This window comes from Mycoplasma collis ATCC 35278, from assembly GCF_000701825.1.
GTDB classification, from domain to species: domain Bacteria; phylum Bacillota_I; class Bacilli_A; order Mycoplasmatales; family Metamycoplasmataceae; genus Mesomycoplasma_A; species Mesomycoplasma_A collis.
The window spans coordinates 1-24,739 of record NZ_JNJY01000014.1; the positions used below are offsets into that span (position 1 = coordinate 1).

Here is a 24,739-nt window from a genome sequence, read left to right on the forward strand (position 1 = left end):
AGCGCAAGGTGGAAAAGATAAAAAAAATATGAGTCAAAACGAACAATCTGATAGTAGTAGTGATATGATGGACGCTTCCAAAGCTAAAGATGCTAATGGTTCAACTGGTACTGATGCTCAACCAAATAATTCAATGGATTCTTCTTCTGCTATGTTAAACTCTGATAAGTCAAACAGATAGTTTAATGAACGCTGAAACAACAAAAAGAGCTAATAATTCTTAATCATAATTAGCTGAAACTTAAATAGAAAGCTATGATATAAATTTTTATAGTAGTAAAATTTATATTTAATTAAATTATCAAATTTAAATATTTTTATTTAAATTTGATTTTTTTTATTTTTTAAAATGTCAATTACATAACAATATTTAAATCAAAATTGAATATTTTTCAAAAAAAAAAAAAAAAAGTTATTTTTTTTTGAAAAATTGTGTATAATATTTAAAGCTTAGATATTAAGTTATAAAATACGCCGATTTAGCTCAGCGGTAGAGCAGCTGGCTGTTAACCAGTTGGTCACAGGTTCGATCCCCGTAATCGGCGCCATTTTGGCCCATTGGTGAAGCGGTTAACACACATGGTTTTCATCCATGGATTCACGGGTTCGATCCCCGTATGGGTCGCCATTTGGAAGATTAGCTCAGTTGGGAGAGCATCGCCCTTACAAGGCGGGGGTCGTGGGTTCGAGCCCCTCATCTTCCACCATTGCCGTCTTAGCTCAGCAGGCAGAGCAACTGACTTGTAATCAGTAGGTCGTAGGTTCGATTCCTATAGACGGCACCATTTATGTTGCATGGTTGAACTTTCATATGAAAGTTAATAAGGTTCAATTCCTTATACAACATTCCTTTATTTTTTTAAAAAAATGCACGAGTGGTGAAATTGGCAGACACGCTAGATTTAGGCTCTAGTGCTTTAGGGCATAAGGGTTCAAGTCCCTTCTTGTGCACCATATATATTAATTCCGAAAAAGCAATTTTTTTGCTTTTTTTTTGCCCCTTTATAATATAAAATAAAAAAATGATTAAACTTTTATATAAAGAAAAATATGTTAGTTCATTTCAAAAAATAAAAAATTTTGCAAAATTGAATAATATTAAAAAAATAGGACATAGTGGAACGCTAGATCCATTTGCTGAAGGTTTATTACTTATTGCTACTGATGAAGATACTAAATTAATTCCTTATATTGATAGTAAATTTAAAACATATGAAGCAACTATTCAATTAGGATTATCTTCTGATACTCTTGATATGGATGGAGCTATTATAAAACATAATAAATTTTATAATTTAGATAAAAAAAATATAGTTAATGTTCTAAATAGTTTTAAAGGAATTTCAGAACAAATTCCTCCACATTATTCAGCAAAAAAAATAAATGGACAAAGAGCATATAAATTAGCAAGAGAAAATAAAATATTTGAATTACAAAAACAGTCAATTGAAATTTCAGAAATAAATTTTTTAAATTTTGATTTAAAAAATCAATTAATAAAATTTAATTGTACTGTTTCAAGAGGTACATATATAAGAGTATTGATTAAAGATATAGTTGATAAATTAAATGTTAAAGGGCTTATGAGTGAGCTAATAAGAACTAAAATAAATAATTTGACTTTTAAAGATTTAAATAAAAGCAAATTAAATGAATATGATTTAATTAGTGAACCTATATACATTTTAAATATTCAAGAATTAAAAAATTTATTTCAAGGAAAAAAAATAAAAATAAATAATTTAAGAATTAATTACTTCGAAAAAATATTAATTTTAGGGTATAAAAAAAACATTATTGGAGTAGGTGAAATAAATAATGAATTTTTAAAACCAAAAAAACTTTTTGGTAAAAAAATTGAAAGGATTTTACAAAATGAATAAATATAAATTAATAGCATTTGATATCGATGGTACATTACTACCTTTTGCAGCAAAAAATTTTTCAGAAAAAATAAAAAAAATGTTTTTTTCATTAAAAGAAAAAAATTATATTATTGTTTTAGCAACTGGAAGAGAATTTGTAACAATAGGTAATTTAATGGATGGACTTCCAATTGATTATTTTATAGGTGCAAATGGAGTTTTTATTTATGATGTTAATCAATCTAAAACAATTTTTGAAAATAAAATAATATTAAATGATTTTTTAAAATTAAGTAAATTTTTAGAAAATCATAATAAAGAATATAGTGTAATGTCTGATAAATGAGGATATTTTTCAGAAGGTCATTATTTGGATACATGATTTTTAGAACCTCATAAAAAGTATTTTAAATCTTTGAGTGAATTAACCTCTAAAGATGAACCACTTCATTTGATAACTGTCAAAACAGAAGATAAAGATTTTTATCAACTAACCAAAAAATTTATTGAAAATAACAAATTAAATCTTGAAATAAATGCAACATGATCAAAAGGTTTTTTTATCGGTCCTTTAAATACAAATAAAGCAACTGCATTAAAAAAATTACATGATTTTACTAATGTAAAGTTAAATGAAATTATTGCATTTGGCGATAGCTCTAATGATGTAGAAATGTTAAGTGAAGTTGGTTATTCTGTAGCATTATCTAATGGAAGTGAGTATTTAAAAAAAATTGCAAATGATGTAACTACTAAATCAGTTGATGAAGATGGTGTTTATCATAAATTGATTGAATTAGGTATAATTTAATTTAATGACTAAAATTTATAATTATGAAAATGAAAATCATATACTTGATAAATCTATATTTATTTTAGGGGCTTTTGAATTTATTCATAAAGGACATTATGAATTAATAAAAAAAGCACGTAACTTTAATAAACCTATAACTTTTTTATTATTTAGCAATCCCGAAAATTTACCAAAAAATAATTCAAAAGCTTTTAGTGATTTAAATTCAAGAATTCAAATCATAGCTAATTTAAAAATTGATAATATTTTAATTATTGAATTTAATAAAAAAATCCAAAATTTAAACCCCAAAGTATTTTTAAATACTTTAATTGCAAAAGGTGCAAGTTCTTTTGTTATTGGTGAAGATTTTTCTATAGGTAAAAATTACAATTTTCAAGCAATATTAAATGATTTTCCAAATACAACTATTGTTAAATTGTTAAATGATAATTATAATAAAAAAATTTCCACAAGAATTTTAAAAGAAAAATTAGAAAACGGTGATTTTCAATATTTAAATAAATATTTAATTTCTAATTATTTAATCGAAATTAGTATATCCTTTAAAAAAGAAATTTTTTTCAATGAAAATGTTATAGATATTCCAAATGGAATTTATTTAACTTTTTTAATTATTAATAATAAAAAATATTATTCATATATAATCAAAAATAAAAATAACATTGCTGAAATTGTTATTTTTAATTTTGATTATGAAATAGAAACTATCGAAAGGGCATATTTAGAAATAATTTATAACTATAAACATTTTAATAATGAAGTTAATTTTGATTTAAATCAAAATGATTTAAATAAAATAAAAAAATTATTATTTGATTTATCATAAATTTTTTTATAATAATGCAGTATGAAATTAATAAATTATATTAAAGATGTTAAAGATTTTCCTAAAAAAGGTATAATCTTTAAAGATATTTCTCCCTTATTAGCTAATGGCGAAGCATTAAACTATACAATTGAAATAATGTCAGAGCTTTCAAAAGAAGCAGATATAATAATCGCACCAGATGCAAGGGGATTTTTATTTGGAACACCTGTTGCAGCTAAATTATCTAAACCTTTAATAATGGTTAGAAAAAAAGGGAAACTACCGGGTAAAGTTATTCAAAAATCTTATGATTTAGAATATGGAAATAATATTATAGAATTACAAGAAAATATGGTGCACAAAGGACAAAAAGCAATTATTATAGATGATGTTTTAGCTACCGGTGGCACTGTTAATGCTATTTGTGAATTATTAGAATCACAAGGTGTAGAAGTAATAAAAATTTTATTTTTAATGGAACTTAACTCCCTTAATGGAAGGCAAAAAATTGCTAAATATAATGTTCATTCATTAATAAATGTAGAAAAATAAAAAATAATTAATAAAAAAACACTATTAACACTAAATTAACATTTAAATAAATAGTGTTTTTTTATTATAATCGATATATAAATAAATTTAATTGTTTTTATTTTTTTATAATTTGCACTCAATATTAAGGAGTTTTTAATGTTTTTAACTTATGAAGAATTTGCAAATAGACTAATTAAAAAAATTTCATTAAATAAAAGTTTTTATATTAATTTATTAATAACTATGATAAATAATCCAGAAAGATATTGTGGCTTATTTAGATTATCAAATATTGAAACAAAATTAATTCAAAACATAACACAAAGCAATGAAATTAAATTTGGAAACTTTATTGAAGAAATTACTACAGTTTATTTATCATTAATGGGATATAAAATAAGAGAAAAAAAACTTATTTTGAATAATAAAAAGAATAAATTATTAAGTGATCAATTTTTTGAAAAAGATAATATTTTATATTTATTAGAACAAAAAATAAGAGATGATCATGATAGTAGTAAAAAAAGAGGTCAAATTTCAAATTTCTTTAATAAAATAAAAGAAATTAAGGAAAAATACCCAGAACAAGAATTAATGGCAATAATGTGATTTGTTGATAATTCTTTAATCAAAAATAAAAATTTTTATAAAAACGAAATTGATAAATTTCATTTTGAGAAAACAAAAATATTTTTATTTTATGGAGAAGAATTTTTTAATTTATTAATAAATGGTAAAAAAGCTTGAGAGGAAATAATTAGTTATTTAATAAAATTAAAAAAATTTATTAATAAGCAAAAAATTGAAATACCTGATTATGGAGCAAGTGACGAGGGTTTTAATGCTTTAATTAGTTTACCTGATAAATATTGAAATAAATTAATTTCAAATGAAAATAAATATGTTATATTAAAAAAAGAAATATTTTCTACAGGAAATAATTTTGAAAAAGCAAAAATATATAGAGATTTGTTGAAAGGAAAAAATGGATTTAATTAATAAAATTATTATTGGTGATTCGATAGAAGAATTAAAAAAAATTCCTAATTCTACTTTTGATTTTTGTTTTGTAGATCCTCCTTATTTTTTACAATTAGATAAAAATAAAAAGTTATTTCGAGTTGAGGGTAAAGAATTTAAAGGTTGTGATGATGAATGAGATGTCTTTCCTTCGATGGATGAATATAAAAAATGAACTTTTGAATGATTAAAAGAAGTTAAAAGGGTTTTAAAAGATAATGGCTCCATTTGTTTAATTTCAGGTATGCAATCTATCTATGAAATAGGTTCTATTTTAAGAAATATGGGTTTTTGAATAATAAATGATATTATATGAAAAAAAAGTAATCCAACTCCCAACTTTAAAGGAACTAGATTAAACAATAGTCATGAAACATTAATTTTTGCTACCAAATCTAAAAAATCAAAATTTACTTTTAATTATAAAACTGGAAAATATCTTAATAATGGCAAACAAATGGGCTCAGTTTGAACTTTCCCTGTCTGTTCAGGAAAAGAAAGATTAAAAAATGAAAATAATGAAAAAGTACATAATACCCAAAAGCCTGAAGCATTATTATATAGAATAATAACTTTATTTACTAAAAAAAATGATTTAATTTTAGATCCTTTTGCTGGCACTATGACCACTGCTGTTGTTGCTAAACAAACAGGAAGGAATTATACAATGATTGAAAAAAGTGAATATTATGTTAAATATGGGAAAATAAGATTAGATAAAACGCAAAAACAAATTGGTAATGTTGAAAATGCCGTTTTTGATATAAAACCAATTAAAGTAAATTTTTCTTCTATGGTTGAAAAAAATTTTTTCTTTTTAAATGAAAAATTTTACCATAAAAATGGTCAAAGCGCTGAATTAGTAGATCCTAAAGGGAAATTAAAATATAAAAATGATATTTCCTCTATGCATGAAATAGCTGCTAAAATGATGAATCGTAATTTAAAAGTAAATGCTTATGATTATTTATTTGTAAAAAGAAATGAAAAGTTAATTTCTATTGCTAAAATAAGAGAAGATTATCGAAAAATTTTAAAAGCAAATTAAAAATCACTATAAGTCAATTATAGTGATTTTTTTGTAATTAAATTGTTTTTATTGTTCGTAAATGTTTGTTTGTTAATTCGTTTTTTTAATTTATTTTATCTAAAATCTTTTAATCATTTTTCTTTTTCTTTATCTTTTACATTAGATAAAATGTTTTTAATTTCATTTTTTTCTTTTTTAGAAAGCTCAGGTACATAAATAATTAAATGAATTTTTAAATCACCTTTTTTATTTGAATTTAAAATTTTAAACCCTTTATTTTTTAAAGTTATAATTTCACTAGATTTATAATGTGAATGCATTTTAACTTTTTCCATTCCATAAGGAGTTGGAACGATAATTTCATTTTCTAACATAATATCGCTAATTGATACTGGTACTTTTAAATATATATCATTTCCGGCTCTTACATAATGTTTATGATCTTTCACTAATATTTCAACATATAAATCACCGCTAGGCCCACCATTATGTCCTGGCCCTCCATAACCTTCTAGTATAATGCTTTGTTTGTGATTAATTCCAGCTGGAATATTAACATTAACTGTTTTAACTTCTTTAATAATTTTATCCCCGTTACACTTATGACATGCTTTAGTGACAGTTTTTCCATTCCCATTACATGTATGACATGTTTTTTGGTTTTTAATCGCTCCAAATGGTGTTTTCATTATTTGCATAACAACACCATTTCCATTACATGTTGTACATGTTTTTATAAATGATGAATTTTCAGCTCCTGAACCATAACAATGATCACATTGACTATATTTATTAAATTTTTGCTCAAAACTAGTTCCTAAAACAGAATCAATAAAGCTAATTGTGTGTTGCGCTTTATAATCATCTCCTGCTTGTGGATAATTTCTTTTGTTTCTTCTTGAGCTTGAGCCAAAACCTGAAAAAAAGTCTTCAAATATATCACCAAAACCACCAAAACCTTCAAAACCTGAAGATCCGCCACCAAATCCATTATTTTGTTCGAAAGCAGAATGTCCATATTGATCATACATAGATTTTTTTTCACTATCTGATAAAACTTGATAAGCTTCATTTATTTCTTTAAATTTTTCTTCCGCATTAGCTTCTTTGTTTTTATCAGGGTGATATTTCATTGCAAGTTTACGATATGCCATTTTTATTTCTTTTTCACTTGCGTTTTTATTCACCTCTAAAATTTCATAATAATCTCTTTTGTTACTCATAATTTATAAATTTTAGCACAAAAGATCTTAGAGTGCTAAAATTATTTGTTTTTTATTTAAAAAAAGAAAAATAAAAAACAGATATTAATTATTAAATAAAAAATAAAATATCTGTTTTTATTAAATTAAAACTTTTCAGCAGCTTGCTCAATTTCTTTAAGATAAGTATTTATTTTATCATGTACGCTTAAAGCAGCAAAAGGCATAACTTTTGTACCAGTTATTTTTAAAATATCTACACTTTTAGCACCTAAAAATTTTCATATTCCGGCTAAATTTTCAGAAACATTACCAAAAGGATATCAATCAGAAGGAGCGCCTTGAGTTGCTAAAATTTGAATTTTTAAATGATCTAGCAATCCTATTGCATCACCTTTTTTGCTATATTTATAACTAAATGTTTTATCTGCGACGCAAATAGTGTCTATAAAATTTTTTATTGGCGCTGCCATACTAAAATTAATCATTGGTGTTGATAAAATAACTTTATCGACACTTTTTAATAAGTTAATATATTTATCAGCATCAACATCTTTTCAAAATGTTGCAAAAGTTTTAGCTGTTAAAGGATGTGTAGAAAAATTTTCCTGACTTAAATCCATTTCGATTATTTCATGATTTGGATTCTTCTTTTTGTAAATTTCAACAAATTTATTTGTTAATTGTTTTGAAACTGAATTTTCTTCAGCAATAATTGAACCTTTTAAAACAAGAATTTTCATATTATCTCCAATTTTTTATAAAATTTATTTTTTTAAAAATATATTATAATAATATAATATTTATTTGAATTTTAAAATAAAATTTGATTTTTTATTTTTTTATATATAATTTTTAATATTTTTTTTTAAATTATTTATTTTTTATGGTCTTTACCTTATATTAATTAATAATTTTATAAATTTTTTTAAAAGGAATTATTTTATTATGTTTAAATTATTTAAAGAAGTTTTTAAATCACTTTTTAAAAATAAAATAACTTTATTTTGTTTATCTATTTTAATATTTTTAACAACTGTAGTTTTTAGCACACTTTTTAGTGTTAAAGAATCTTTTTCAAGATCTATTCAAATTTATAACAAAACTTCTGTTTTACATGATGCAACTGTAGATTTAGATATAAATTTAGCCAATGAAAATAATAAAAATTTATATGAATTAAGTAGTGAAGAAATAAATAATAATCAACAATTGAAAAAAAAATATACATCCAAAAAAGAAGTTTATATCCCTAAGAATCCAAAAGATGAACCTTTTGCTAAATTTTCGTTATATTTTAATAAAGAAAATTTTATTAAACTATCCGATTTAGGCGTGGAGGATGAAAATAAAGATCGTTATATTTTAACAAATGAATTTATTAATGAATTTGAAAATAGTAAATTTTCTAATAAAGAATCAACTTTTTTTCATTTTGATTTAGATAATTTTAAAAACCTTAATTTTCAACCAATTAATGCAATTAAAATTTTTAAACTTTTTAATTCACCTGATTTAAATGATGAAACTAAAAAAGAAATAAAAATTAAAAAAAATGATATTTTAAAATTAGATAAAATTTATCGCTTTAATGAAATTGTAAATATTATAGATAATGGTTCTAGTGAAAAAAACGGAACAATTAAATCAGTTAAACAACTGGGGATAAATTTATTAAATAACGAAGCAACTTTCGATATTGTAAAAATAAATTCTTTAAAAAATACGAATATTTTAAAATTATTAAGTGAAGAAGAAACCGCCAAATATATAGGGCTTGTAAAAAAAAATAATTTATATGAACTTTCTAAAGAAAGTAGTTTTAAATCAGAACTTTTTGATTGAAATAAAATCGCTACCACTTCAAGTGAAAAAATACTTTTTAAAAAACCAAGCGGAGAATCTAAAATAGAATTTAAATTTTTAGGAAATGATTTTTCAACAGAAATAAATAAATATTTTAATTTTGAATTAAATAAATCTTATAAATTAAAAAAAGAAAATGTTGTAAAGTTGCAACAAAGCATTAAATATATAAAATATTCTTATACACTACCAGATATTGATGATCCAAATATTCAAAGTAAAATATCACCTGCTGTTTTAGAATATTTATTATTTTTAAAAGATAATAATTTTGATGAATTCAATAAATTAAATAAAATTTATTATTGAAAAAAAGTAATTGAAAATAGAATAAATAACGAAAAACCCACAGAAACATTAATAAATCTTTCAAAAATTGATTTACTTAAAGAAATATATCTAGAAACAGATACAAGCAAAAAAAGCACATCAATTGCAAAAATTGAAAATATTGGTAATTCGAATAATGTTGATTTTTTAACTGAAATTGAATTAGCAAAATTATCAAACGATAAAATAGCTGATATTTTTCATAATAAAATTATTAATGAAATAAATCCAAATATAAGTGACATAATTTATAAATACTTAGTGGAAAATAATAAATTTGTCGATAAAATTGGAAGAAGACAATTTAAAACAGTAAATGTTTTTGACTCTACTTTAAATAATAAAGAAATAGTTTATCAATTTATAAATTCAGGTATCAACAATAATAATTTTTCAGAAAATCAAAAACATGAAGTAGGTAAATTATTTTTTGAAACTTTAAATCAAGATAATAAATCTAGATTATTTGTTGAAAATTCATTATTACAAAATATTAACAAAGAAAAAATTCCACTTACATTTGTTCCTAAAATAATCGAAAAAGTTTATGGTGGTTTTATAACTGATCCTAATTATATTGATCTTGATGTTAAATTTATTAAGCGAAAATTTTTAAGCGAAAATTCACTTTATGATTTAGAGAGTGAAAATGAAAAAATAATTTTACTAAAAAGTGAAATAGATATAGAAAATAATTTAAATCTTAATACAAAAAAATATAATAAATTTGCTATAGGTAAAAATGAAAATGGTTATTTAACATATGGTAAAATCATTAATAGCGAACAATGGGAAATTTTTAAATATAAAAATAAAGAATTTTTAGATCAAAATGAACTTGCAGATTTTATTTTAGAAAATAAATTAAATTTAGAAGCTAAAATAAAAGAAAATGGATGATATAGACAAAGTTTTACTTCTAAAAATAATTTTTATATTCCATTTATTTATCGTGTACCTGTTTCAAATGCTTTTGATGAAATAAAAAATAATAAAAAATCAGATATTTTATTTGATATAATTAATCAATTTTTATTAAATAGTGAATTAGTGGAATTAAACTTTTTAGACCCAAATAATTTAGATATTTTTATTAAAAGTTTAAATGAAGCATTTATTTCAACTAATTTTTATAAAGTTTTAACGAATCCATCTAGTTCAGAACCTTCAATTAGAAGATTGTTTTTCGAAGCATTTTATATAGCAATTAACAAGCATGATGAAAGATTTGTTAATGAATTTATTAAAAATATTTTTAATGGTATTAAACAAAAAATATTATTTAAAAATTCAAAAGACAATTCATTTAACACTCCTGAAGAACAGCATAAAATTATCAAAGAAGAAATATTAAAAATTAATAAATTATTATCATTGCTTGGAATTGATTCCTTAAATAATTTTTTAAATAATTTTGACATTGATACATTGGGAAAAATTATTAAAAACCCAATTAATTTTATAAACTCAATTGAAAAGCTTGCTAATTCAATTGATTATAAATATTTCTTTGAACAAATGCATATTTGAGAAGTAACTAAAGAAAATCAATTTAAAATTGAAAATGAAAATACTAAAGATGAAAAAAGAATTTATTATTACTTTTCACAAGCGGATTTATTAATACCTTTATTTGAAGCATTAAATTTCGAAAAATTTAAAATTGCCTTATCAGAAATAGTCGATGAAATTTCAATAGATTATTTATTATCAACAAAAAAAAATGATAAAACAGATGAATATACAGGATTTTTATTAAATAAATTAGCATCTATTTACAAAGAAGCTAGCGAAAAAGATATAAAGCTATTACAGGATAAAACAGCTGAATTATTAAATAAAATTAATATTAATAAAAATAATGGAAAAGAAGATTATATAAATGTAAAAACAGGAATAAAATCACTTGTTTCTATTTTAGATAAAGAAACATTACTTTTATATATAAAAAGCTCACAAATTAAACACTATTTCTATAATGAAAAAGATAATAAAAACTATGAAGTGAATGTTATTAAAAAAGGTGATGTAATTGCTTCATTTATTCTTTCATATTTTAGAGATTCAAATACTCAAAATCATTTTCAAGAAACTTTAATTAATTTATTAAACGCATCTGGATCTACAAAAAAAGTAGGGTTTAAACTTTTTGGCATAGGAGCTGAATATTCAGCTCCTGAAAGAGATGATCAAAAATTTAGTGTTTTTGATATTTCAAATATTAGTGCTTTTAGTAACATCAATAATAAATTATTATTTCAAAATTTAAATTTATTAATCCAATTATTGGAAAAAAAGATGAAAGATAATGTTTTGAGTGAAGAAGAAAAAGACCTTATTTTAAAAAATTTAAATTTAGTTCCAAGTGCCAAAAAAAATGATTCAATTGAAGCTTTATATTCTAAAACTTTATTTTATTTAGAGGTATTGAATTTCTTTAAATTAAATAATAATTTAAATGAAAATACATCTTCAATCAATAATAGCAATTTAGCTAACGATTTATATAATATTTTATTTAAAACTGATTTTGGTGGAAATGATGCTTATATTCAAGCTAAAAAAGAAGTATCAGGAGAAAGTCAAAAAACAATCGATGAATTTCCATTATCATTTTTATTTGAAACTTCTAAATATTATCAATTTTGAATAAAATTGATAATAGATAATAAAGAAATAAGTTCTAGTGATAAAACTAAATATTTTGATAAAATTTTTAATTTTTACAATAATAATACTATTTTCGAAAAAACATTAAGTTCAACAGAATTAAATGAATTAGATTTAAAGAATTTCACTGAATCTACTAACTTTTTTGTAAAAGGAAAAGATATAAAATCTATCCCTTTCTCACTCTTATTCCCTTATGAAACTTCTAAAAAACTTTTTGATAATCCAGAATTTGTTAAACAATTAAAAGAAGCGTTAAATTTATCTGAAAATTCTTCGAAAGAAGATGAACAAGTTTATAATTGAATTTATAAAAACAGAGTAAATTTTGTGTACGAGTTTGCAAAATTAAGTTATTTTAAGAAAGAATTCACAGTTGCAAAAAATAAAAAAGTAATTGAAAATAATCAAAAATCTGCATTTAATAAAATTCTAAAATTTGTTGATAGTTTTAAAGATGATGAAGAAAAATCAACTATTTTTAATACATTTATTAAAAATAACTCTACATTAAATGATGTATTATCATTATTAGGTTTTCCAAAATTTTTATTTTCTCAAGTAGATAACTTATTAACACCGACTGCATCTTTATGATTTAGCTCTAACGCTGATATTGAACACCCTATAGGAGATGCAGGACAAGCTAATTTAACCTGAATAATTAAAAATCGTTTAATTGATTTTGTTAAATTAAAAAATAAGGCTGAAAATATTGATAAATTTTTTGAAGATGTTAAAGAAAGAGTAAGAGCTTTCATTAATGATGATATTATTGAATTTAAATTCTCTGAATCTAATTCTAACTTTTTAATTTTTGATTTATTTTTCTTAAAATTTTTCACTGAAAATTTATTAAGTGAAAATAAGATAATTGATGGTAAAGAAGTAAGAAAAGATATAAAAATATTAGATATATCTCTTAAATCATTATTCGAAAATGCGATTAACTCTGTAACATCAGTTGTTGAAGAAGAAAAGCTAATTGTCTTTAGCGATAAAAGTGCTTATTTAGCAAAAGTAAATCAAAACTTTTTAGATGCTAATAATAAAGAAGTTTATACAGGTGAAATTCCCGAAAATACTGATGATTTTTTAAATTTATTAGAAAATCAAATTGATAAAAAATATATAATTGATGCTTCTGGCTCTAAATTTTTAATTGTAGGAAGTGATCAAAGCGCTGATTATTTATTCCCTGTTATCAATGAAGAAAATGTTCAAGTTAATGTAAGTGATCAAGCGCTTGTTTATTTAAATAGTCATGGATACGAAAGAATAAGAACTTCTTTCAATGATTTACAAGAAAAAGATTATTTTTTAGTTAAATTAAAAGATGAAAAAGAAATCAATAACTTTAAATTAGAAACTGAAAAATATTTAAGCGAAAAATTTGGTAATTCATTAAATAAAAAAGTCTATGGAAAAAATGAATTAGACTTTTTAAATCCTGAAAGATCATTAAGAATTTCAACAGCTATAAATTTAATTTCAATTATTTCGAGAATTAATTTATATATTGTTATAATACTTTCGTTTTTAATCTTTTTATCTTCATTATTTATAATTAAAAGATATATAATGACAAGACATAAAGTTATAGGAATTTTGAAAGCGCAAGGTTATTCATCAATTGAAATTGCAATTTCCTTTTTATCATTCCCATTTATAACTTCATTTTTAGGAACTATAACTGGATATTTAACTTCTTTTGGAACACAAGGTATTATTAAAAAATCACTTTCTAGTTATTGAACATTACCAAGTCAAAATTTAAGTTTTGAGCCATTTTTATTTTTTGGAATAATTTTAATTCCTTTTGTTCTTTTATCATTTTCTGTAGTTATTTCAGCATTAACAATTTTAAAAGTAAATCCAATTAACCTTTTAAATGGAATTAAAGATGTAAATATTGGCAATGTAGCTCAAAAAGCGCAATATTTATTTAGAAAATCATCAATTAAAACTAAATTTATTGCATCATTAACTATAAATTCATTTTGAAAATTATTTTCACTTAAAATTTCGGTTGTATTAGCTTCATTTATTTCGATTTTCTCTATTTCTTCAAACAAAATATTTGAAACATCTGTAGAGCAAACATATAAACATCGAAACTATAAATATAAACTAGATTTAGAAACCCCAACAATCGAAGGTGGTCAATATTCGCTTTATAGTCAAGATGAATTAGATAATTTACTTTATACTCCTATTGGTATAACTGAAGAAGCATATCAATATGCTGGAGGATATTTTGCCAAAGGAAGATCAGAAAATATAAATAGTATTGATGAAAAATATTATTTCAAAAATGGAGATCCTAGCTTTGAAGATCCACATATTATTTCAAGAAGTGCATTAAATGTTAGAATTAATTCTAATTTCATTAGTTTTTCACCTTGAGAAATAGTATTAAATGCAATGCCAGATAGTCAAAGAGCCAGAACTTTACGTTATTCAAGAGGCGCAATAAGCGCGCTTGAAATAGCACAAGATTTAAAATATGATCAAGATTTTGAATATGTCGGAAATCGAGATAATCCTGATGATTATTTCACATATATAGAAGATAGTTATAATTCACCATATGGAAAATTCTGATTAAAAAAATGAAATAAATTTACAAAAAATTATGAATTACATGAAGTTAATACTGTAGATTTTCGTGATGAATATAGACAATTTTTAGTTGATAATTATAAAAAAATAAGAACTGAGGAATTTGCAAATAAACTAAAATTTTTAAACCAAATTAAATTAGATAAAAAAGAAGATTTTAAACATAATCTTACACAAGAGCAACAAAGCGCACTTGAGGTAATTGCAAATAATCCAAAACATAAAAATATTGATATTAATGAGTTTTTTGTCGGCTTTAATGGAGTTATTTTTGATGATAATAAAAATGAAGTTTATTCATTTATTAAATCTAACTATAATGGAGAAGATATTAATGTTTATGGTTATCTTGAAGATAGTAAATATGTTCAAATTAAAACTATTGATGATAAAGACATAATTGAAGAATTAAATAAATATGCTGCTGAAAATGATAATTATTCTTTAAATGAAAAAGCAACAAATGATGAAGTTAAAAATTTAAATTTATCTTCAAACGATATTTATCCTATAGCTGTAAATTATGTATTTTTAAATAAAAATAAATTGAAAATTGGTTCCAAAATAGCGCTTGAAATTCTAAATACAACTGATCGTTATCAATTAAAATCTCAATATAAAAAAGCTCCAAAACATTTATTTAAAATTGTTGGTGTAATTAATACAAGAATTAATAATGAATTAGTAGCTTCTAAAAAAGTAATTGATAAATTAACTAAATTAGATATTTTATCTAAAGGAAAAGAAATTCCATTTAATGGAATTTTATCAAATGAAGATTTTCCAAAACAAACGATAAACTCAGTTTCGTTATATCCACATGCAGGATTTAGCTCAATTAATTCTAAAATCCAAATAAGTGATAATGATATAAAAACTAATGCTGAAATATTTAGAGAAATTTTTGTAACATCAGGTAATAAAATTGGAACACTAAAAAAAGCTGGTTTAAGTGATGATGATATTTACAAAATTATTTTCCATGATAAATTAATTGATAAAGATTCTAACATTATTAGTAATGAAGAATTCAATGAACTCAAAAAATCATTAAATTTATCATTAGATCAAGTTGAAAATTCTACCTTCCAAATAAATAAAAAAGATCTTATAAAACAAGCATTAGAAAATTATGTTTCTATTTATTCGGATAATGTATATAGTATTTTATCTACCAATGTAAATTCTAAAATTATTGAAGTAGGTTTTGTATCTAGCATTTCACAGACAATATCTCAACTTACAATTTGAATTATTTCGATCTTTTTCATTGTTTCGATCATTATCTTAATAATGATTTCGACAATGATTATTGCTGAAAATGAAAAAAATATTGCGATTTTTTCAATTTTAGGTTACAACAACAGGGAAAAAATCAAATTGTTTTTTGGAGTATATTTCCCATTAATTATTTTAGCTACCATTATTTCAATTCCGATTGTTATATCAGCTATTGCAATATTTAATAGTTTTATAGTTGGTTATAATTTAATTTGATTAGGATTACAACTAAAATGATGACACATTATTATTTCTAGTTTAATTATTATCTTGGTATTTATAGTTACTTCAATTATTTCATGAATAAAACTTAATAAAATAAAAGCTATCTATATTATGAAAGGAAAATAATGTTTAAGTTTTTTAAATTTAAAAAGCATGATAAAAAAACCAAAACTGATAAAAGTAATAATATTTTAGATAATAAAAATATTGATACAAATCAAAAAGAAGTTAATATTTTATCGAAAAAAGAAATATCCAAAATAAAAAAAGCTAATAATAAACCCAAAAAAAAGCAAGGAAATATTAACAATACAAATACTTCAGGTAATATTATTGATATCCAAAATGTTTATAAATCTTATCTTTCAGGTTCGGTTGTTACTCAAGTTTTAAAAGGGATAAATTTCACAATAAAAAAAGGTGAATTTGCAGTTTTATTTGGTAAATCAGGTTCTGGTAAATCCACGCTTTTGAATATTATTTCTGGTTTAGATCGTGCTTCTGATGGAGAAGTTATAGTTGCTAACAACAATTTAACTTATTATTCAAATGCAAAATTAACAAAATTTAGAAGAGAAAAAGTTAGCTTTATTTTCCAAAGTTATAATCTTTTACAAAACCTTACAGGTTATGATAATGTTTTAACAGGTGCATATTTACAAAAAGATAAAAACAAAATTTTAAATATTAAAAACTTATTTAAAGAATTTGAAATTGATGAAATAAAATATAAATATCCTTCACAAATGTCAGGGGGACAACAACAAAGAATTTCAATTTTAAGAGCTTTAGCTAAAAATGCTGATATTATTTTTGCTGATGAGCCAACAGGTGCATTAGATGAAAAAACTTCAAAAATCGTAATAAGACAGCTTAAATATATTAATAAAAAATATAAAACAACAATTATTATGGTGTCTCACGATCCATCAATAGCAAAAATGTGCGATAAAGTTATTAAATTATCTGATGGAAAAATTGAAAAAATAGAAATAAATGAAAATCCAATTGATTTTTAATAATTTAAAAAAATTAGTTCTCTTGCAAAAGAGAACTTTTTATTTTTTGTATAAAATTTGTATAAAAATTAAATATTTTTTAATATTTTAAATTTAAAAAAGTTTTTAGTTTATAATTTAAAATAAAATATATAGAAAGGAGTGATATGGCAAAAGATTATGCAATAGAATTTTTAAATATATCCAAAAAATTTGGAAATTTTTATGCTAATAAAAATATAAATATAAAAATTCGAAAAGGTACAATTCATGCTTTAATAGGTGAAAATGGCGCCGGAAAAAGTACACTAATGTCTATTTTGTTTGGTCTCTATAATCCAACTGAAGGAAAAATAAGAGTAAATAATCATGATATTTTTGTTAAAAATCCTAATCAAGCAAATGCTTTAGGAATTGGTATGGTTCATCAACATTTTAAACTTGTTAAATCATATACTAACCTTGAAAATATTGTTTTAGGAAGTGAATTTGAAAAAAATCATTTTTTAGATTTAAAATTAGCAAAAACAAAAATTGAATTAATTCAAAATAAATATAATCTTAAATTCGATTTAAATCAAAAAACATCTAATACCACTGTAGGAACTCAACAAAAAGTTGAAATTATCAAAATGCTTTATCGTGATGCTGATATTTTAATTTTTGATGAGCCAACAGCCGTTTTAAATCCTCAAGAAATTGAAGGTTTATTAGAAACAATGAAAATTTTTAGAGATAATAATAAAACAATTATTTTTATTTCGCATAAATTAAATGAAATTAAAGCTATTTGTGATGAAGCTACAGTTATAAGAAAAGGTGAAGTTGTTGCTCATTTTGATAATTTAGAAAATGTTGATACATCAGAGCTTTCAAGAGCTATGGTTGGGGAAAAAATAGTAATGCCTAAAAATCAAAACGACAACATTATTAATGAAGTGGCCGTTGAATTTCAAAATGTTTTTGCTAAAGGTAATAAATCAGTTGAAGATGTATCTTTTACAATTAATAAAGGTGAAATTTTAGCTATAGCAGGAATTGAAGGGAATGGTCAAGAAGAAATTGAATTTTTAGCTTCTGGATTATTAAAACCAACTAAAGGTAAAATTTTATTAACTAAAGATGAACAAATTATCGACATTTCGCGTTTTTCAGTTGAAAAAAAGAAAAATCAAAAAATTTCTTACATTCCAGGTGATAGACATAAATATGGATTAGTTTTAGACTTTAAAGTTAATGAAAATTCAATTTTAAGAAGGTTAAACGATCCTCATATTCAAAAAAAATCAATTTTATCTAACAAAAATATTGAATCATTTTATAAAAATATTGAAGAAAATTATGATGTAAGAGGAGCTAGAGGGGGAAAAGCAATTGCAAGATCACTTTCTGGTGGAAATCAGCAAAAACTGATTGTAGGTAGAGAAATTTTAACTGAACATGATTTTATTATAATAGTTCAACCTACTAGAGGTTTAGATGTTAAAGCAATTCAAAACATTCATAATAAAATTCTCGAACAAAAATCCAAAGGAAAAGCTATTTTACTTATTTCATATGAATTAGATGAAGTATTTGCTTTAGCTGATAATATTATGGTTATTAATAAAGGTAAACTTTCACCTAAAACACCAGCACAAAATATTACAAGAAACGAAATCGGGTTATTAATGGGAGGTATTCAAAATGAATAAAAATTTTATTTCTAAAGCTTGAAATAAATTTAATATATTTTTCTTTAATGAGGAAAAAATATCTTCAAGAAGAAAAACATATAATTCACTTTGAGCTATTTTATTCGGAATTGTAATATCTTTGATTTTTATTAGTTTTTTAAATGTATCGCCTTTAGCAGTATTAAAAGAAATTTATAAAACATCTATAGAATTATTTAGAGCTAGATTTATTATTACAATCGCTGTTTTTATTTTTAGCTCGATTGGGGTTGGAATTGCCTTTAAGGCTGCCATGTTTAATATTGGAATTCCTTCGCAAATGATGAGTTCAGGTATTATTGGTTATTTCAATCAAATCAATAATCCTCAATGATATTCACTTCTTTTAGGATTTTTATTAGGAATTATTTCATCATTTTTATTAGGTGTTTTAAGTGGATTCTTAAAAGCCTTTTTAAATGTTAATGAAGTTGTTTCTACTATTTTAGTTAACTGAATTGTTTTTTGAGTTATTTCAGGAGTTTTAAACTTTACAACTTTACCTTTTGTTTCTAACTCAGTTACTTCAACAGGAATATTTTCAACTGAAAAATTAAATTTTAGTCAATCATTTTTCGGAACTGAATATTTTGCTTATTTAATTTTATTTGTTGCAATTTTATTTGCATTATTAATGACATTTATTTTTAAAAAGACAACTTTTGGTTATAAAATCAAAATGATTGGTTTAAATAAAGATGCAGCAAGTTATTCAGGTGCTAATAATAAATTATTAATTATTTTAGCTTTAGGATTTTCTGGTCTTTTCGCTGGAATTGCCGGATTTTTCTGATTTATTTTCGCTAAATTTAATTTGATTATAGGTACAGGACCTGAAACAATTGGATTTGATGCGATTGCTGTATCATTATTAGCTTATAATTCGCCTATTGGTTCAATTTTTACTTCAATTTTTTACTCATTTTTAACTACCGGTTCATTTTCATTACAATTTGTTAATCCAGTTCTAGATTCTTCGATTGTTCAAATTGCTACAGGATTAATTATTTATTTTGCAGCAATTTCAGTTGTATTTATGAGATTTAAACCAATTGAAAAAATAATGAAACTTTATTATTTAATTAAAAGTAATTATTTCTTTGTTGATAATAAAAAATTAACTAATGAAATATTAAAAATTAAATATTTAGAATTAGAAAATTTACAAAAAACTAAAAAAATTAATTCTTATGAATGAGAAATAATTAATAAAGTTATTAAAGAAATTGAGTGTTTAAATTATCGTAATAAAATATCAATTTATAAAAATGTAAAAAATGAATTTTATGGTCAATTACAAGCTAATTATAAAAAATTTTATAATTTAGAAAAAATTACTCTTTCTAAAGAAACATCATTTTCTTATTCTTACTCTAAAATCAATAAATTAATCAATAAAAATTTAAAAAATAATATTAAATTTTTAGAAACTCAAAATTTAATTTACTATAGATATATAGAAATTATGAAAAAGCTAATTAGTTGAAAAATTGTTCCTATTTTTAAGGCAAAAAACTTTTTAAGTTGCAAATTAAGAAAAAATTATCTAACTTCTAAAAGAATTTTAAATTTAATTAATGAGCCTAACAAAATTAAATGAAAAAAACTTAAAAGTGAACTTAAAAACAATTTTTATGCTAAAGCTAGCAAAAATTTAAATGATGAACAAAAACTTGAGTTATTTAGAGAAATTTCTGATAAAAGAAAAGATGTTAATAAACAACTTTTAGAATTAGGATATGAAGATCAAAAAATTTTAAAAGAAAAATATAATGTTGATAAAAACGAAATAAAAACTCTTTATCTAAATGCAAAATTAGATATTTACAAAACATTAGCTAAAAACAACAAATTTATTGATTTAGGAGGTGAATAATGGATGCTATACTATTTATTTTAGTGCCTGCAATTGCTTTATTTTGTATTATTTCACTTTCTTCATTATCAGGTCTATTTAGTGAAAAAGTAGGGATAGTTAATATTGCGATTGAATCAATGATTATAATTGGAGCTACTTTTTATTTGATGTTAAGCCATCTTTTAAAAACAACTAATCCATGATTTCAAATTCCTTTATTTATGGCGGCAAGTTTAGCGACAGGTCTTTTCGCCTTATTGCACGGAATTATTACAATAAGATTAAAAGGAGATCATATCATCTCCGGTGTTGCTCTAAATTTACTTGCACCAGCAATTGCCCTTATTTTGCTTAAATTAGTAGGGGTATCAAACCGTTTTGAAAGTAACTTGAATGAATTAGCTTTATCTTCAAATGTAATTAACGATTGAAAAAACATTATTTCATTTAAATTATTTTTAGTTATATTTATTTTTATAATAGCAATTGTATTGTTGAATAAAACTAAATGAGGGCTAAGATTAAAATCAATTGGAGAAAATCCACAAGCAGCTGATGTTGCTGGAATTAATGTTAATAGTTTTAAATGACAAGGTGTTTTCATTTCAGGATTATTAGCAGGAATAGCTGGAAGTATTTTTGGACAATTAAGAGGAATTGCTTTTAGTGCTAATGCTGAAGGACTAGGGTTTTTAGCTCTAACTGTATTAATTATGTCACAATGAAAACCTTCAATTATTTTAGTTGTTTCAATTCTATTTTCACTAATTTACTCAACAGGATTATCACTATCTACAGGTCAAGGTGCTTTTGTTGCTCTTAAAGATTATGGAAAATTCTTTAACGCATTGCCATTCTTTATTACCTTAATTATTTTATTTGCGACATCTAAAAAAATTCAAATGCCCGCGGCTCTTGGTATTCCTTATGATAAATCACTAAGATAATTATTTAAATCCACTTAGTGGGTTTTTATTAAATATATTATGATAAAAAATATTAAAAAATCTTTTGAAAATCCTAAAACAGTAGCAAGATATTTAAAAGCTACACAAGAAATTAAACTTTGAAAATCAGAACAAATAATCATAAAAAAATATTTTAAAAAAAAATCTAAAATATTAGAATTAGGTACAGGAACAGGACAAGTTGCTTTTGGTTTAAATGAATTAAATTATAAAAATATTACAGCATTAGATAATTCTAATGCTATGATTGAACAAGCAAATAAACTAGTAAAAAATAAAAATTTAAATCTTAAATTTCTTTTGCAAGATGCTTGTAATTTAAAATTTGATAATGAAAGCTTTGATAATGCTATTTTTGCCTTTAATGGTTGACCAGGAATAGTAGAAGAAAAAAATAGAATTAAAGTTTTAAAAGAAGTTTATAGAGTATTAAAAAAAGATGGGATTTTTATTTTAAGTGCCCATGATCGTGATGAGTTAAAATATAATAAATTTAGAAATCTCAATTTAAAAAATTGTCCTGAATTAAAAATGCGAAAATATGGTGATTTAATTTATAAAAATCAAGAAAATATTTGTGATTTTATTCATTTATACACAATTAATGAACTATTTAATTTGATAGTTAAAAAAACTAAATTTAAAGTTTTAGAAATTATCAATCGTGATAAAAATTTTAAAGAAAGTGAAAAAGTAAAACAATTTAGTGATAACACTATTTTTTGAATTTTACAAAAATAAAAATGGAATTTTTAAAATTAAATGTTGAATATAAAGAAAGAATTGATAAATACATTAGTGATAATAGTAAAATATCACGTACAGATGCTAAAAAATTAATTGAATCATCATTAGTTAAAATTGATGATTCAATTATTGTTAGAAAAGCTGATTTTATTGTTAGTCCACCTCAAGTTATTATTGTTGAAAAATTGCTTGATAAAATCACCAATATAAAACCAGAAAAAATGGATTTAAACATTGTATATGAAGATGATAAAATTATAGTTATTAATAAACCAACAAATATGGTAGTTCATCCAGCTCCAGGTAATTTATCTAACACATTGGTAAATGGTCTTTTATATTATTTTAAAAATAATTTATCAAATATAAATGGTCTAATGCGTCCTGGAATTTTACATCGAATTGATAAAGATACTTCTGGTTTACTTTTAGTAGCTAAAACAAATGAAGCTCATCAATTTTTAGCTAATGAATTAAAAGAACATAAAATTAAAAGAAAATATATGGCAATTGTTGAAAATTTTATAAATCATGAACTTATGCATATTGATTTGCCAATTGCAAGAGATCCTATAAATCGCCAAAAAATGACTATAGCTAAACAAAATTCTAAAAATTCAATAACTCATGTTTATTTAATTAAAAATTTTTATTACAATAATAAACCTTTATCATTGATAAGATGTGAGCTAGAAACAGGAAGAACACATCAAATTAGAGTGCATCTTTCATATATTAAACATCCAGTTTATGGAGATCCTTTATATGGGAAAAAAGTAGATGATTTTAATCAAAGATTACATGCATATGAAATTGAATTTCAGCATCCTGATGGTAAAATAATGAATTTTAAAATAGATTTACCAAAAGAATTTGAAATTAGTAATTAATAGTTATTATTATTAATAAAGTGTTATAATTTATAAATTATATGTAAGGAGGAATATGTTCTTTAATACTAATTTTCAGGATAAAAATAAGTTTAAAACTGTTTTAGAATTATGACAAAATGAACCTAAAAAATACCGTTATTGAATAATTGGTCAATCTATAACAATTATTTTATATTTTTTAATTTATACAATAGCAGCATCTTTTTTATTAATTTATATTGCGCAATCAACAGGTTCAGAAAACTTAAAAACTAATGATAATTTAAATTTTTACTCTAAATTTTCAACTTGAATATTTTTCATAATACCACTAATTATTATTTCGGTTTACTTTTATTTTAAAGGTTTAAAATTATCATACAAAAATAAAAATTTTATTTATTTAAGTTCCTCTTCTATTTCGTTATTTTCTTTTTTATCTGTAGCATTTGTTTTTGTTTATATAATAATAATCGGTACACATTTCGACGTTTTAAAAGAAATTTTTAGTTTTAAAAATATTTATTTAAGTACTTACAGCATTTTAAATTTAATTTTAACTATTTTTGGTGGGATAACTTTATTTATCCATATTGGGGTAAAAAATATTAAAAAAGAATTTATTATTGCCTTCAATCAAGAAAGAATGAACCAATTTAATGAATTATTAAAATCTCAAAATTTTGATATTGAAAAAATGCAAAATGATTTATTCAATATGAATAAACAAAACAATCCTCAAAGTAAACAAAATATTAATGAAGATGATGAAAAAAATAAAGAAAAAGATGTAGAAAATAAAGAATTTGAAAAACTAAATAAATTACCTATTGAACAATTAAGGAAAATAGCTGCACAATTAGAAATTTCTGGTTATGAAACTTTAACAAAAGAAGAATTAATTAAAATAATTTTAAAAGTAAATATATAAAAAAATAACAACAAAAAAACCTATAACAAATTATCTATTTTTAAATTTGTTATAGGTTCCCAAATTCTATTTCTAAGTGCAACACATTTAAAATTTTTAAAAAAGTAATAAAATTTTAAATGGGGGGGCACTTTTTTTATATAAAAAAAGCTCCCCCCCCATTTAAAAAAAGGAGAACTATGAATAATAATTATACAGTTTATAATTATACTAAAAAATATTATCATTTAGATAAAAATAAAAGATTAATAATTGAACAGATGCTTCAAAAAAATAAATCATTAAGACATATTGCAAAAATTTTAGGTGTTAATGTTTCAACAGTTAGTAGAGAAGTTAAAAGAAATTCGCATCATGAATATGGTTATTTAGCAAATTAC

General features: G+C 22.4%; 18 protein-coding genes and 5 tRNA genes. 21 read left to right on the top strand and 2 right to left on the bottom strand.

Going from position 1 to position 24,739, the window contains the following annotated elements; translation table 4 throughout:
- The 12 genes from T403_RS04500 to T403_RS0103085 all read left to right on the top strand — a co-directional run.
- On the top strand, window positions 1–181 hold a 181-nt coding region (locus T403_RS04500; RefSeq protein ID WP_033161348.1), incomplete at its 5' end, for a hypothetical protein.
- Window positions 182–473: 292 nt separating this feature from the next.
- Window positions 474–548: transfer RNA gene (locus tag T403_RS0103035), tRNA-Asn, on the top strand.
- 4 nt (window positions 549–552) lie between these two features.
- Window positions 553–628, top strand: a tRNA-Glu gene (locus T403_RS0103040).
- A 3-nt stretch (window positions 629–631) separates the two neighbouring features.
- Window positions 632–707, top strand: a tRNA-Val gene (locus tag T403_RS0103045).
- Between the two features lie 2 nt (window positions 708–709).
- Window positions 710–785 (top strand) — tRNA-Thr (locus T403_RS0103050).
- An 84-nt stretch (window positions 786–869) separates the two neighbouring features.
- A tRNA-Leu gene (locus T403_RS0103055) sits at window positions 870–954 on the top strand.
- A 68-nt stretch (window positions 955–1,022) separates the two neighbouring features.
- On the top strand, window positions 1,023–1,883 hold the full coding sequence (gene truB, locus T403_RS0103060; protein WP_033161349.1) for a tRNA pseudouridine(55) synthase TruB: 861 nt from the start codon (window positions 1,023–1,025) through the stop codon (window positions 1,881–1,883).
- The gene (locus tag T403_RS0103065) at window positions 1,876–2,676 is read left to right on the top strand and encodes a YcsE-related riboflavin metabolism phosphatase (RefSeq protein WP_033161350.1); all 801 of its coding nucleotides are present in this window, start codon (window positions 1,876–1,878) and stop codon (window positions 2,674–2,676) included. The genes truB and T403_RS0103065 overlap by 8 nt, the downstream gene beginning before the upstream one ends.
- 4 nt (window positions 2,677–2,680) lie before the next feature.
- Window positions 2,681–3,508 carry an FAD synthase gene (locus tag T403_RS0103070; RefSeq protein ID WP_051619131.1) on the top strand — a complete coding sequence of 276 codons (828 nt, stop codon included), beginning with the start codon at window positions 2,681–2,683 and terminating at the stop codon, window positions 3,506–3,508.
- A gap of 21 nt (window positions 3,509–3,529) precedes the next feature.
- Entirely contained in the window at window positions 3,530–4,042 is a 513-nt protein-coding gene (locus T403_RS0103075) for an adenine phosphoribosyltransferase (RefSeq protein ID WP_033161351.1), read from the top strand.
- Window positions 4,043–4,180: 138 nt separating this feature from the next.
- Window positions 4,181–5,023 (top strand): HpyAIV family type II restriction enzyme, encoded by an 843-nt coding sequence (locus T403_RS0103080; protein ID WP_033161352.1) that lies wholly within the window; start codon window positions 4,181–4,183, stop codon window positions 5,021–5,023.
- The gene (locus T403_RS0103085) at window positions 5,010–6,092 is read left to right on the top strand and encodes a DNA-methyltransferase (protein ID WP_033161353.1); all 1,083 of its coding nucleotides are present in this window, start codon (window positions 5,010–5,012) and stop codon (window positions 6,090–6,092) included. The genes T403_RS0103080 and T403_RS0103085 overlap by 14 nt, the downstream gene beginning before the upstream one ends.
- A 95-nt stretch (window positions 6,093–6,187) precedes the next feature.
- Here T403_RS0103085 and dnaJ read toward each other — a convergent pair whose 3' ends face one another.
- Together dnaJ and T403_RS0103095 are read right to left on the bottom strand one after the other, a co-directional pair.
- On the bottom strand, window positions 6,188–7,297 hold the full coding sequence (gene dnaJ, locus T403_RS0103090; RefSeq protein WP_033161354.1) for a molecular chaperone DnaJ: 1,110 nt from the start codon (window positions 7,295–7,297) through the stop codon (window positions 6,188–6,190).
- Window positions 7,298–7,422: 125 nt separating this feature from the next.
- Complete coding sequence (locus T403_RS0103095) at window positions 7,423–8,019, bottom strand: FMN-dependent NADH-azoreductase (RefSeq protein WP_033161355.1); 597 nt, start codon at window positions 8,017–8,019, stop codon at window positions 7,423–7,425.
- Between the two features lie 205 nt (window positions 8,020–8,224).
- Here T403_RS0103095 and T403_RS0103100 point away from each other — a divergent pair, with 205 nt between their 5' ends.
- From T403_RS0103100 to T403_RS0103140, 9 genes are all read left to right on the top strand, one after another.
- Complete coding sequence (locus T403_RS0103100; protein WP_033161356.1) at window positions 8,225–16,396, top strand: ABC transporter permease; 8,172 nt, start codon at window positions 8,225–8,227, stop codon at window positions 16,394–16,396.
- Window positions 16,396–17,289, top strand: a complete 894-nt coding sequence (locus T403_RS0103105; protein WP_051619133.1) for an ABC transporter ATP-binding protein — start codon at window positions 16,396–16,398, stop codon at window positions 17,287–17,289. Before T403_RS0103100 ends, T403_RS0103105 begins: the two co-directional genes overlap by 1 nt.
- 146 nt (window positions 17,290–17,435) lie before the next feature.
- On the top strand, window positions 17,436–18,962 hold the full coding sequence (locus T403_RS0103110) for an ABC transporter ATP-binding protein (protein ID WP_033161357.1): 1,527 nt from the start codon (window positions 17,436–17,438) through the stop codon (window positions 18,960–18,962).
- On the top strand, window positions 18,955–20,859 hold the full coding sequence (locus T403_RS04165) for an ABC transporter permease (protein ID WP_036429501.1): 1,905 nt from the start codon (window positions 18,955–18,957) through the stop codon (window positions 20,857–20,859). Before T403_RS0103110 ends, T403_RS04165 begins: the two co-directional genes overlap by 8 nt.
- Window positions 20,859–21,788 carry an ABC transporter permease gene (locus tag T403_RS0103120; protein ID WP_033161358.1) on the top strand — a complete coding sequence of 310 codons (930 nt, stop codon included), beginning with the start codon at window positions 20,859–20,861 and terminating at the stop codon, window positions 21,786–21,788. The genes T403_RS04165 and T403_RS0103120 overlap by 1 nt, the downstream gene beginning before the upstream one ends.
- Before the next feature lie 39 nt (window positions 21,789–21,827).
- On the top strand, window positions 21,828–22,550 hold the full coding sequence (locus T403_RS0103125) for a class I SAM-dependent methyltransferase (RefSeq protein WP_240532065.1): 723 nt from the start codon (window positions 21,828–21,830) through the stop codon (window positions 22,548–22,550).
- A 2-nt stretch (window positions 22,551–22,552) separates the two neighbouring features.
- Window positions 22,553–23,446 carry an RluA family pseudouridine synthase gene (locus T403_RS0103130; RefSeq protein WP_033161365.1) on the top strand — a complete coding sequence of 298 codons (894 nt, stop codon included), beginning with the start codon at window positions 22,553–22,555 and terminating at the stop codon, window positions 23,444–23,446.
- 55 nt (window positions 23,447–23,501) lie between these two features.
- Window positions 23,502–24,359 (top strand): Rho termination factor N-terminal domain-containing protein, encoded by an 858-nt coding sequence (locus tag T403_RS0103135; RefSeq protein ID WP_033161360.1) that lies wholly within the window; start codon window positions 23,502–23,504, stop codon window positions 24,357–24,359.
- A gap of 179 nt (window positions 24,360–24,538) precedes the next feature.
- Window positions 24,539–24,739: helix-turn-helix domain-containing protein (locus T403_RS0103140; RefSeq protein WP_033161361.1), on the top strand; the 201-nt coding region annotated here is incomplete at its 3' end.